5 protein-coding genes are annotated in these 12,870 nt (G+C 63.9%); all 5 read right to left on the bottom strand.

Translation table 11 applies throughout. From position 1 onward, the window contains the following. Positions 1–514: 514 nt before the first annotated feature. The 5 genes from brxD to G6039_RS28295 all read right to left on the bottom strand — a co-directional run bounded on the left by brxD (position 515) and on the right by G6039_RS28295 (position 12,476). Positions 515–1,795, bottom strand: a complete 1,281-nt coding sequence (brxD, locus tag G6039_RS28315; protein WP_029543718.1) for a BREX system ATP-binding protein BrxD — start codon at positions 1,793–1,795, stop codon at positions 515–517. After that, complete coding sequence (gene pglZ, locus G6039_RS28310) at positions 1,792–4,452, bottom strand: BREX-2 system phosphatase PglZ (RefSeq protein WP_029543716.1); 2,661 nt, start codon at positions 4,450–4,452, stop codon at positions 1,792–1,794. Before pglZ ends, brxD begins: the two co-directional genes overlap by 4 nt. Next, positions 4,449–8,174, bottom strand: coding sequence for a DUF6079 family protein (locus tag G6039_RS28305; protein ID WP_043796947.1), 3,726 nt, complete (start codon positions 8,172–8,174; stop codon positions 4,449–4,451). The genes pglZ and G6039_RS28305 overlap by 4 nt, the downstream gene beginning before the upstream one ends. Positions 8,175–8,575: 401 nt before the next feature. Next, the gene (locus G6039_RS28300) at positions 8,576–9,760 is read right to left on the bottom strand and encodes an ISAs1 family transposase (protein WP_029543711.1); all 1,185 of its coding nucleotides are present in this window, start codon (positions 9,758–9,760) and stop codon (positions 8,576–8,578) included. A gap of 166 nt (positions 9,761–9,926) precedes the next feature. Next, entirely contained in the window at positions 9,927–12,476 is a 2,550-nt protein-coding gene (locus tag G6039_RS28295) for a P-loop NTPase (RefSeq protein WP_152103846.1), read from the bottom strand. Positions 12,477–12,870 lie beyond the last annotated feature (394 nt).

The raw sequence follows: 12,870 nt of genomic DNA, 5'->3' as shown, positions 1-12,870 counted from the left end.
CCCGCACCGACAAGCCCGCCGACAGTGTCGCCGAGGAGACCGGGGAGGTGACACCGGCCTTGACTGCCTGACCCACTCCCGAGGAATCACGCGACGACGTCGTACACCACCTCCAGGGACTTGACCGTACTTTTTGGCCCAAGCGGGTGTAGACGTTTCACAAATCGTTTCGTGGAACGCCTACCCGTGGCCCAAGCCACATCCCCAAACAGAAAATACCGACCGCGCAGCTGCGGTAGCACTTTGCGGATTCCTTGAACTCACGCCGCAGCTAGAGGCGGTCATACTCAACGGCGTCGTCGCAAAACGGGTCTGGGCATTGATGAAAAAGCTCGACCCTCACATTGCTATGGCAATTCGGGAGTTTCCGACCTTCCATACGAGTCCGAGGGCAGTTGATCCTGCGAAGAGATCAGCCGAATACATCGAGGATGTGAACCGAGACCTGAGCGCAAAGTACATAGCGGCCGGACGGAAGCTCAATGGAGCCTGAATAATTGGCGGTCTCCGGAGACTACAGATCTAAGTCGATGTCGTCGGCGTTGACAGCCTCTCGCTCCGCGGCTGACATCTCCGATGCTGCAATCTTCACGTCATAGTCGGTATACGGATCGAAGTCGGGATGCAGTTCGACCACGTCGAGGACGTCGACGAGTTTGCGCAGGAACAATCGCGGCGCGATGCCCACCCTGCCCCCGAGGCTGCCGGCGACGGCGGAAGCGAAGCGACGCAGGAATTCGTCATCGGCGGTCGATCGAACCCGATCGCCCGCGTCGATGCCGGTGCAGAACAACTCCCGTACGCGACCGCCGAGTTCGACGAGCCGGTCCAGGTCGAAGCCGGTCAGCCGTAGCTGCGGGGCGCGGGGGTTGTCGAAGCGCGGGTCGCGGGAGAAATCGGTGTGCAGTCGGTCCGCCAGCGGCGGCAGCAACTGGATGCCTTGCCGACCTTCGAAGAACGCCGGTGTGCCGGTGATGAGCAGATACAGCCCTGGGAAGTGCCCGTCGTGGATCTCGTCGATCAACTGACGCAGCGCGTTGAGGGCTTTGGCACGCGCGTCGGAACGGACTCGCTGCAGTGTCTCCACCTCGTCGAGCACGAGCAACAGGCCGGCATTGCCCGCGTCGGCCAGCACCGCAAGCAATCCGCGGAGAAAGCCGAGGGCAAGGAAATGGTCGAGGTCGCCCTTGATACCGGCGCGGCGTTTCACCGATGCGGCGACGTGCGGTTGGCCGCCGAGCCAGGCCACCAGGGCATCGGCGCCGTCGTGATCGGCCTCCTCGACCATGCGACGGTACGCGCGAATCGCCATGGGAAACACGGGGGCTCGCGCGGCGACGTCGGCGAGCCGACGTTCGAGCAACTCCTCGACACCCACGCCCTGCCGCGCGGCGTCGTCCTCGACGGTGAACAACCACGCGTCGAGGACCGGACGCAGCGCCGACGGCGGGATCGACGCGGTGCGCAGCGATTCGATGCTGCGCCGGTACACCGTTTCCAGTTTGTGCAGCGGGGTGTCGATCTCGTTGATCTGCACCTCGGCGACCGCGAAGCCCCGTTTCATGGCGCGGTCGGCGAGCCAGCGGGCGAAGAACGTCTTGCCGGAGCCGTAGTCTCCGCGCACCGCCTTGAACATCGCGCCGCCACCGGCGACCACCCCGAGTTCGGCATCGAGTTCGGTTTCGAACTTGCCGAGGCCGACGGCGAGTTGGTCGAGTCCGTTGGCCGGCACGGTGCCGCGACGCAGTGCGTCGAGGATCTCTCGACGTCGGCGGGGCGACACCGGCGCTGTCACGACTCGATGCCGAACTGTTCGCGCAGGGCCGCTTCGTCGAGTCCGACGACACCGCCGTCGAGCAGCAGCACCTCGTAGCCCTCGACGTCGAGCACCCGCTTGATCTGCAGCAGCGCACCACCGACGCGGGCCGGGGCGATGCCGAGCAGGCTCGCCGCTTGCGCCGCGGTCAGTTCCCGCGCCGGCGCCGCGAGCAGTGCGGCGAGCAGCGCTCGGATCTGTTCACGCTGCACCACGATTCGACCGGCGAGCCGTTCCTGATCGGCGAACACCGCGGTGGCGATCACCTGGTCGGCGACGTTCACGGTGACGGGGGCCGGTTCGTCGGTGTCGAACAGGGTGGGCGCCGCCTGTTTCGTGGGCGCAGGTGCCGTCGGCGGCTCAGCGGGTGCTGCGATCTGCACTGGGGCGTACCACCACCGCGGTTCGACTGGATCGAGTGCGGTGAGGGTGGCCGGGCGTTCCCCGGTGTGGAATGCGAGGACCGGCACAAGCACCTCGGCGGGTGCCGCTCCCCCGTGGTAACCGGCATTGACCGGTCCGTAACGGACGGTCTCGTCGACGGCGAGCACCACCGTGTTGCTGTCGGTGAGCACCCGCGGTCCGCGCACCACGACCTCGCCGTCCTCGACGTGGGCGAGGTCGCCGTGGGCCCGCTGCCCGTACAGGTTCGCGCGAGCGAGTTTGACGCTGGTGCGCCGCTCGATGATGTGACCGTGATCGGACGTGATGATCACCGCGCGCCCGGCGCGCTGCGCGGCCTGCAGCAGCGCCCGCAGGTGGGTGATGTTGCCGATTCCCCAATCGGTTCCGCCGGGATCGGTGTGGTGAAGCGTGTCGTCGACGAAGTTGAGTACCGCCGTGACAAGCGGCCGACCGGTGGTATCGGCGATCGCGTTGGCGACGTCGGTGGCCAAGTCCGCACCCGCAGGCACAGTGTCGAGGGCCTTCTTGTGGAAGATCGGATCGACCCGGCCGGGGGCTGCTTCGAGTCCGGCCGAGCGCAACGCGTCGAGGAATCCGGTGCGTTCGGCGGAGTCGTCGCCTTCACGCAGGTCACCGGTCAGCAACGAGCACCGGCTGCGTTGCGTAAGCGTCGGGAGCACCGCCAGCGCGGCGGTCCGGCGGGAGCCGCCGAGCACCCCGGCTTCGCTCCATCCGTGTTCGGCCGCGGCAGCAGCAAGGTCGGTGGCCGCGGCGATCGACAGCGCGTCGACGACGAGCAGCAGGGTCGGTCGGGCCTTGGCGAGTGGCAGCACCACGGTGCGCAGCAGCTGTTCGACGACCGGCCCGGTGGGGTGTGGCGTGTCGGCGAGCGCCGCGGCAAACCGGCGGTCGTGTCCGCGACGACGGGCGGTGACAGCGTCGATGACAAGGGTGATGGCGTCGGCGAGCGCCCGGTGGTCCGAGCCGCGGTACGCAGCGGCCAGCGCCGCGTCGACCCAGCCGTCGCCGTCGATGTATCGCCGGGTGTGATCGTCGAGGTTTCCGGTGGTGGGGGTGTCGACGGCCAGCCAGCGCAGCAATCGCACGGTGGCCTCGGCGGCGCGGTACGAGGAGGAGGTACGGGCCGAGAGGTGGCGGAGCGTCTGCTGCCACGCCCGTTCGACATTGTCGAGGCCGCCCTGTTTCGGCCCGAACTCGACGGGGTCGCCGGGCATGGCCACCTCGATGGCGTGGGCGAGTGCGTCGAGTCGAGCGGTGAGGCCTTGCGGGAGCAACTCGGAGCGACCCGCAAGGTCGTCGATGCCGAGTTCACGCGCGTGTGCGGCGGCGGACTCGAGTACGGCACGTCGTTCACTGTCGGTGAGCGTGCCGATGACGAGTCCGGACGAGTCGTCGTGCCAGGCGGCGAGGTCCTCGTCCGTGAGGCCGGTCAGCCCGTAGCGACCGAGAAACAGGCCGCGCGCGAGGTCGCTGCCGGGATCCGTGAAGAGGCCGGCGAGCAATCCGAGCGGGACCAGGTCAGCGATGCGCTGGGTCTTCAATAGCGCAGCAACGGGTTTGGCGAGGCGGCCCGCTCGTTCGGCGAGCCACGCGGTGGTGGCGGCGACGAGTTCGGTCCCGCCGTCGGTGCGCAGCCGCTCGAATTCGGCGGCAGCGCCGGGCCGGCGACTCCATTCGAGGACGACGAGCGTGTCGATCTCGGTGGCCGGGTCGTCGGTCATCGCCAGCGCACCCCGAGCGACGGCGGACATCGCGTGCGCGCGGGTGAGGACCCCACCCGGCGCGGGGGTGACCGCGGTGGTGGGGATCGCGGCGAGCAATCCCATCGCGAGGGCACGATCGTTGGCCACCCGATAGAGCGCGGGTTCGACGGTGGTCGCGGAGAACATGGATCGCAGCGCATCCCACGGGTCGGGACTGATGAGACGACCGTCGACGAGATGCGCAAGGACCCCGACACCGAGTTCCGTTTCCTCGATGGGGGTGAGCACGACGAGCCATTCGTCGTGGTTGCGTTGTTCGAGCGCCTCCCACACCGCGAAGGTCGACGGGCACGGCACGACCGTGACGGGCACGCCGTCGTGCACGAAGGCGCCGCCGTCCCATTTCGGGGCGGCACGCAGCCCGAGGACGCCGTTCCGGTGCCGCTTCTCCACGGCCTTCGTGAGCTTGGCGGCGATGATGGGGCGGGTGACGGTGAGGGTGCTCATTCGACCCACCACTTCACGCGCAGACCCGGTCCGTGTTTGGCGAATGCCTTCCGCAACTGGTCGGCAACGGACTTGATGTCATCGATGCCGTGAAGGATGACCGTGTCGGGGTCGGTGACCACGTCTGCCCCGGTTCCGTCCTCGACGTCGTCGCCACCGTCGTCGATGATCTCTTCGTCGTCAATGACGTCCTCGTCGTCTTTGACCTCGGATACGACCCACTCGACCACGCGGGTTTCCAGCGACTTCAGCTCCGATAGCTGCCTTCCCGGTGTCGAGACCAACTCGCGCAGGCTCTTCAGGATCACCCGTGCGGATTCACCGCGCTCGCCCCCGGTTTCGGCGCCGGCGACGAGGGTCTCGACGAGCTTCCACTGCACGTTGCGCAACGCCCGCGCGTCGTCCGCTGCCTCGGTACGCAGGTTGCCCGCGGTCTCCATCGCGACGGGCAGTGTCGCCGTTGCGAGCAGATCGATGAGCGCGACATTGCCGGCGGTGCCGACGAGCCGGTCACAGAGTTCGACGAGTGCGCGGACCGCACTGATCCGGTCGGTGTCGGTGATGTCCAAGCCCAGCACCCGGTGGGCGTCGGCGAGCCGTTCGACGAGTTGCCGCAGATCTGAGGTCCGCTCCCCCGCCTTCACCCGCACCTGCTGGGCGAAGTCCGCGACGTTCGCGCCGGTGAGGTAGGTGCGCGGGATGGTGTAGCCGAACAGCTGGGTCGCGGTGAGCCGTGCGGCGTCCCAGGCGGTCTGTTCGGGTAGTTCTTCGGCGCGCAGTTCGATGCTTTCGCGCATCCGTCCCAGGGCCGGTGCCGGGACCGGGGAGCCGGCCTCGAACCAGGCTCGTTTGCGGAGCAGCGCCCAGGCCGCGACGATCAGGTCGCGGGCCTCGGGCCGCAAGCCCCACGCGGGGTTGACCGCGTCGATGCGGCGTTGCAGCACGCCGACGGTGACGCGGTCGGTGTCGGCGGCGGCCCGGTCGAGTTCCCCGGCCCAGAACGCGAAGGTGTCTTCCCCGAAGAGGAAGTGGTCTTCGGTGGCCTTGCCGACCTTCAGCGGCCCGGCGACGCGCTGCGCGACCTTGCGTTCGGCCCCGGCGGTGGGGACACGGCCCTGTCGGTCGGCGACGGCTTGTTCGACGAAGCCGCGGACGATCTCGTAGTGGCGGGCGGTGATTTCCTCGTCCGGGCTCGGGAACTGCGGGTGGTTCGGGTACAGCGCGGCGAAGGCCTGGTCGATGACCTTGTCGAAGGCGTCCTCGAGGTTGAGCGCGGTGGGCAGCTTGGGGCTGAAGTCCTTGCTGAGCGAGACGAGGATCTCGGTGTGGCCGGGGTCGTCGATGAATCGTTTCGGGTCGGGCGCTTCGATGCCGTAGGCCTGTTCGAGGAGCCGCTCGAACGAGTGGAGCGTGCCCCGGTACAGGTTTTCGAGGATGCCGCGGGCCTGTGCGCGGTCCGACGGGGAGAGGTGGTCGGTGTTCTCCTGCCAGCGGTCGCCGGTGCCGGTGAACAGCCAGTCGAGCTTGACGAGCAGCGCGAGGTCCTGCATCGCGTCGTCGGAGAAGAACTTCGGCAGCCACACGATGGTGTGGCGGTCGCCGTCGGCGAGGAGTCGGTCGATGCGGGCGATGTCGTCGGCGGCGGAGAAGTTCTGTTCGTCGAACGGGTAGTCGACGACGAGCCGCCACGTGCCGGGCCGGTTGTCGAAGTTCTGTTCGGGGACCGATGAGGCGTCGCGGACATTGCCGAATACGACGTCGACCTCGCGGCGGGATCCGCGCCAGATCACGGTGCGCGTGGCGCCGCCGGCGAGGTCGTCCTGCTTGGTGTCGACGCCGAGTGCCTTGTGCACGAGGGTGCGGATGAGCACCTTGCGTTTGCCGAGATTGTCTTCGCCGCGGATGCGTTCGAGCACCGAGTTGTAGTCGACGTTGGCGAGCTGCACCCGGATGATCGGGTTGGTGCCCTCGGAGACGGTGATCTCGGGGACGTCCTTGGCCCATTCCCGGACCACGCCGAGGACGACGCGGGCCTCTCCGCCCTTCATGCGGGTCTTGATCGAACCGTGGTTGAGCGCGGCGAGGCGGGAGGCGGTGAGGTCGCGCAGCGCCGGGACCTTGGGGGCGATCGCCGAGAGCAGCAGCGTCTTGGCGATGCGGTCGTGGGCTCGGAACCCGGCGGGCACCGAATCGGGGTCCGTCTCGAGCTGTTCGGCGGTCACCTGGTGGCGGGCGAGCAGCAGCGGCAACAGCTTGTCCTTGTAGAGGTTGGCAGCCGCGGTGAACAGGGTGCCGGCGACGCCGTCGATGGGGTCTTCGCCGTCGACGATGGGCCCGAAGGCGTCGCCGACGGGGATGAGGTCGGCGGTGGTGATGGTGTCGCGCCGTTCGACGAGCATGCGCTGCATCACCTTCAGGGCGGTGCGGTCGCGCTGCATCACTGATGCCAGTTCCCGCAGGGTCGCCACGAGCGCCGGAGAGAACGGGTAGGTGAGCCGGAACTCGTGTTCGGAGGCGCCGCGGTAGTCCTCGGTGGTGTTCATCGAGTCGCGCAGCACGTCCCACACCTCGGGGCTGCGGGTGACCGAACGGAACGCGTCGTCGAGGACCTGCCGCGCGTGCTCGTCCTTCGGCTGTAGCAATCGGACGTTGGCGACCTCGGCGAGGTTGTCGTTGCCGAGTTCGATGGTGCGGAACCGGCCCTGCTGGTACTGCAGGGCGCGGTCGGATGCTTCCTGTTCGGAGCCGGATGCGCCGGCGTCTGCGAGCCATTTGCGCAGGTCCATCTGGCGGGAGATGAACGAGATCAGCGGAATGGGTCGCGGGTTGCCGGCGGCTTCGACGAGTTTGGTGATCTTTTGCGATTCGCGACCGAAGAACTCGTTGCTGCGGACGGAGAAGATCAGCCACAGGATCAGCTCGTCGAGGAACAGCACCACCGCGTCGTAGCCGAGGGACTTGGCGTGTTCGGACAGCACGGCGAGGCCGCGGTCGATGTCGATGTAGTCGGCTTGTTCGACGAAGGACGAGAAGTAGCTGCGCACCAGCGCGGAGACCAGTTCCTTGCGCAGTTCGCTCTCGGCCGGGGCGGCCAGGGCGCTCTGGTAGCGGTCGAGGGTCCAGCCGTCGCCGAGAACTCCACCCCAGCCGTCGTCTACGCCGGTGTCCGAGTCGCCGCCGAGCCCGGCGAGGAACTGCTCGTCGTCGATGCGTTCGCGCAGGTTCTCGGCGTCGGCGAGCAAGGAATCCGAGACGTGCAGGGCGGGCAGCGGCGCTTCCGGGTGCAGCCGGGCGATCTGGCGCACGTATCCCTGGAAGATGGCCTGTTCGAGGGATTTCGCACCGATGAGGTGGTAGGTGAGGCGCAGGATCTTCTTGCCGGCGAGTTCGCCGTCGTAGCGGCCGGTGAGGTCGCGGAACCGGTCGACGCGCAGCGCCGGATGGTTGCCGAGCAGCGCGTAGAGCACGGCCATGAAGTGCGACTTACCGGAGCCGAACGAGCCGGCGAGGTAGGCGCCGCGGGAGGTGTTCTTCTTGATCGCGTCGGCGATGAGAGCGATCGCGGAGACGAAGTTGTCCTTGAGCGAATCGGTGAGGACGTAGGCGTCGAGGGTGGCGCGGATGTGCGCATCGTCGTCGGTGCTGTCGGTCAGCCGCAGCACGTAGTCGTCGGCGCCGATACGTTCGGGGATGTCGATGACGTCCCGCAGCAGGATGCTCACGCTTCGCCTGCCCTCCTTCGTGGTCCTCGTGATGCGGCGGCCATAAAGTGGGGTCGCTGCGGGTCTCATCCTGCCAAAGAACAGCGACAGCCCGAGCCTCGCCCGTCCGCGCGTCGCGCTGCCGAGCAGGCGATCGACGGACGCACACACCCCGCATCGGTCCCAATTACCGGTCACGTGCGGGATTCCCGTGTGTCCGACGCACCCGACGAAGAAACCGTGAGCTCCCAGCTCGATACCGACTACTGAGAGTGGGCCGAGCTGCTGCCGGAGGATTGCTGGTGGAAAGTCCATTTTGGTCAAGTCCCTGGAGGTGGTGTACGACGTCGTCGCGTGATTCCTCGGGAGTGGGTCAGGCAGGGCCCCGTAGTTGTTGAACTCCAAGACCGTGACCTGCGAATTCAAGACGTCAGGACCAGGTCGGCAGCATGATGCGGGTTCACCGCCAGCTGTCGACATGCTCGGGCGATGTTCGACTGCCCCGCTCGACGATGAAGACTGATCGCGACGTTCCGCAGCGTCGCCATCACCTGAGGCCCGTGGCCGGCACGAACGGTGGAGCGGTCCTCGTCGAACGTCACGTCCCGCACCCAGTAGACCTTGCTCTCGATCGACCGATGCCCACGGATCCACGACGCCAGCAGCCTCGGCGGCGCCTGCTCGCGCGGCAGCGAGCAGATCACGTATACCACCTCGACACTCCACCGGCCGGCACCGATCCGACGGCGACGGCGAGTGATCTCGATTGCCTGCTGCGCGTACGGGAATCGGAGACCACGGACGACGGTGACGATCTTGTAGCTCCGAACCTCCTCACGGCCGTGACCAAGCTTGACCGGGTCGGACCACACCACCGGCACCTGCCCCCACGGCAGGTCCCGGATCCGGGCGAGCAGCCCCGCCTGTTTCGCCTTGACGACCATCACGTACTCGGCCCGGCACTGCTCACGCAGGCACCGGGCGGTGGTCTTCTGCGTGTGCATCGCGTCGACGGTCACGACCGCGCCGACCAGGTCGAGCCCGCGCAGCAGCCTTCTGACCGTGGGGATCTCGTTGGACCTGTCGGCGGTGCGGCACTGCCCGAGCACCACGCCGTCGGTGTGGGTGACCGGCGAAACCAGGTGCGGGGCCGGTGCCCCGCCGGCTCGTGCACCACGGACCGTCTTGCCGTCGACCGCGACAGCCACGCGTTCGCGGTCGCTTCTCTCTGCGGTGGCCAGGTGGCGTCCGAGGATCCGGTCCAACCCGTCCCCGCCGACCCGGCCGAGGACCTGCCGGATGGTCGCCTCGCTCGGTACCCGGAACCGGATACCCAAGCAAGAGAGCACCTCCCGTGGTGCTCCTACAGTCCAGTCCGCAATGCTCGAATACGAACGAGCGCCGGCAGCGACCGCGCACAGGGCCACCGCGATCAGGGATGGCAGCCGGTAGCGGCGGCCGCGGCGGCCGCGGCGGTCCCGCGGATCGGGCAACAACTCGAGCGCTGTCATCAGTCGCGAGACCTGGTCCTCGTCGGCGGCAACACCGACGAACCGGGTCAGCTGGTCAGGGCATGGGTGGATCGGGGACACTGTCCCGGCGGGCATGGGTGACTCCTCGCGGACGATCTGGATGCTTATAGACACACCCATGATCGGTCCCTGTCCCCATGCCCGCTCCACCGCCCCGGCGGCCTTCCCTCGGACCTCAAACTCCCAGGTGGCAGCCCCGCTCAGCAACAACTACGGGGCCCTGCGACTACCGCCCCTCAGATCAAGTTTGAAGGAATCCTTCATCATTCTCCCCGACTGACGGGATTTTCATTCGCATCACGACTCTCGAATCCTCATCTGACAGTTCACCATTCCGCATCAGCCGATACTTGAGGAAGATGCCGTACAACTCTGCAACCACTTTTTGCTCGGATGTATGCGCCAGCGCAGGATTATAGCGACATGAACGATAGATATCCTGAATATCGGCATCGAGAACATTGTAGTCATCGTCGGGTACACGCTCAACAAGCAATTCTCGGTACAAGCGCAACGTTTGATTTAGTTGAATTAGTAGGACAAGTCCGCTCCTAGGAGACATGTCTGCTGCACGCTGAAGTTCGACTTTCCCACGGTCGTAGAAATCCCAGCTTTCAGGGCCTCCCGGAACAACATCTCGGTAGCTCCGAACGAGTAGAAGTCGGCCAAACGTAGTTCTTCTACGCATGTCCCTGGGCGCCAAGTCAACAGCGCGAGCAGCGTACGAAGTAGCCGGAGCATAATCCTTATCGAACTGGGCAGCGATTGAGCGCTGTTCCCAGAACGCCGCATCATCCCCATATATTGGCTCAAGTTTGCGATATATGACTTCAAGAGTGGGTGGCGGCAATATCGTGCGCAATCCTCGCGCCCGCATTACAGCCTTCAATATTCTATATTCCAAGGTGCGTGATCGTTTTGTATTCTTGTTGACGTACGGAGACAATCTGGTCATAAATGCGACAATTGAGTCCTGGATATCGCGGGTAGACAGCAGTGATTTTGCTGTATTTAGAGCAGCTGACCTGTACTTTGAATGAAGCGCGCTAAACTCCATCACCAGGAGGTCATTAGCCTCCTTGGTTTTCATGAGCGCTCTGACCTCGCGGGATTTCATCCCACTTGCCTCCACGAAAGGCAACGGCAGTCCGTATCCAAAACTATTGACAAATGACACCAAGAACAACAATACTCGGGCTTCGTAACTAGGAAGTTTGTTGAACCTGGGAGAAATCCGATCCCGGTATCCGACCCCAAATTCCATTTCGCTCATGGCATCGAAAATATTCCGGTCTTCAAACTTCTTGATTCGCTCGCCATGATTCAGGTTCTGAATTCGTGCATACCGTCCACTCAATTCTATATGCTTGAGGAGTCGCTCCGCGTCCAATCGATTTAGAGGATCGATACGATAGCCGTTGCTGTCGTCGTATAGCGCAAGGAAGTCCGGATCCATGCTTTGAAGCAGCACATGGCGTCTTTGCTTCCGCTCCAGCGCGAGTACGATCACTTTCGCATTCTGGTCGCGCGCCTTTTGCAAGAGAATCTGCACGTCGTCCGAAAAATCGGCAATTCCGTCGTAGACCAGCAGCGAAGTGGATCTACTCTTGAGCACACGGAGTGTTGATTCGATATCAATTCTGCGATCTCCTTTGAACAGAAAAACCGGAAACTGCTCTTCGCGAATAATGTGACTCACCATATACGCACCGGTCGTTTTGCCTGAGAAGCGATCACCGAGAACTGCGTGCAATTTTTGAACGGGACCAAGCTCTTTGAGGTCGGTCAATAGCTGGTGCGCTAATCGCTCATGCCAACCGAAGACAGCCGCCTTCCCATCCACGATATCGCTCCAATGAGGTTCGGCACCGCCAAAAAAATCGTGATTTCGCGGACGATTGCCGTCCGTTAAGTCTAGGAGTTCGAATTGCGCCGAGAACCGGGCGACATCTGATTTTTCCGCGGCCGTAGATTGCCATTGATAAGCAACTGAAGATCTGTGCTCCCTGGTCAGGGCCTCGATTTCAATCGCCGCTGCCTCGGCACTCATCTCGACGCCAACCAGATTTCTGATTTCCAACTGCTCACGCATTTCGCTTGCGATTTCACGTGAAATATAAAGCGAAGGATTATCTCCTGCAGGCCTTTTGGCCCGAGTCGCCTGGGCTAGGTCATATTCTCCAAATAGGGATGAACCGATCGTTATGAACGGTAGCCCCACCCAATCATCAAAGAATTTCCGATACCAGGAATATTTCTTCTCAATCGCGTCTACATATTCGGAAATGCTGAATATCAGATCGAGCGGTCCGTCCTCCAGCACCTTTCCGTGCAAGTGAACCACCTGAAGTCCGATATCATCGACCAACTGATCGCGCCATGAGTAGGTACGAGCCAGTAGCGGACCCCTCCTGTTCGGGATTCGATATGCCTGTTCAACCACATCATCAACGTTCAGCGTCCAGATACGGTTCCAGACGCACTCCGAAAAAATTGTCCACCAATGCGCCGGGACGCAATCTATAAATCGATTCTTGAAATAATTCTCGATTTCCGGCCGCGCACGATCTAGGGCAATCTCGTAAGCATCGGAAAGTTGCTTCTGGCTCGACCCTGCAATTGAATTTATTTCCTCGGTTAGCCCCGTACCGGACGGGAGTGACAATCCGTGCTTGTCAGTGGAATCAACACTGGCTCCCGCTCCGAGTAGTAGATTATACTTCCCAGAAATCAAAGTTTGGAGAAACTGGTCACGTTGATCAGAGGGAACTTGTTCCATTAGGACTGACATGAATCAACCTCCTTGAGGTACCCGACGACGAACGGTGTCTAGCCAAGATCCAGTTAGGATAGTTGCATCGCTGAGATCCCGTGCATTAAGTCTTGTGTTACGTGGAGTCCAGAATCGCTGATCTCCCATGGGCGGACCGCGTCGCTGGCTACCTCCCATTTGGCGGCGTGGTCGATCACGCCTGCCGTACTGTATATCGACTGGACAGATGGATACCTTCCACCGGAGCATCGATCAGTCGAGATACAGTGGTTCGGCGGAGGCTCCGGGTTGCGTCCATCAGGATGGTGTACGAGCCGGATCGGATCCCGATGACCGGCGTGTCGTAACCGAACGAAAGACGGTCACCGCGTGATTCTTCGAGAGAGCTACCAACTCGACTCGACGAAAGAGC

This window comes from Rhodococcus aetherivorans (genome assembly GCF_011058165.1).
Lineage (GTDB): Bacteria > Actinomycetota > Actinomycetes > Mycobacteriales > Mycobacteriaceae > Rhodococcus > Rhodococcus aetherivorans.
Note: the sequence above shows the minus strand (reverse complement) of the source record. Positions and strands in the feature narration are given on the sequence as shown.

Coding starts and splice junctions, on each gene's coding strand:
- G6039_RS28295 (WP_152103846.1), bottom strand. CDS start 12,476: ATGTCAGTCCTAATGGAACAAGTTCCCTCTGATCAACGTGACCAGTTT.
- G6039_RS28300 (WP_029543711.1), bottom strand. CDS start 9,760: ATGCCCGCCGGGACAGTGTCCCCGATCCACCCATGCCCTGACCAGCTG.
- pglZ (WP_029543716.1), bottom strand. CDS start 4,452: ATGAGCACCCTCACCGTCACCCGCCCCATCATCGCCGCCAAGCTCACG.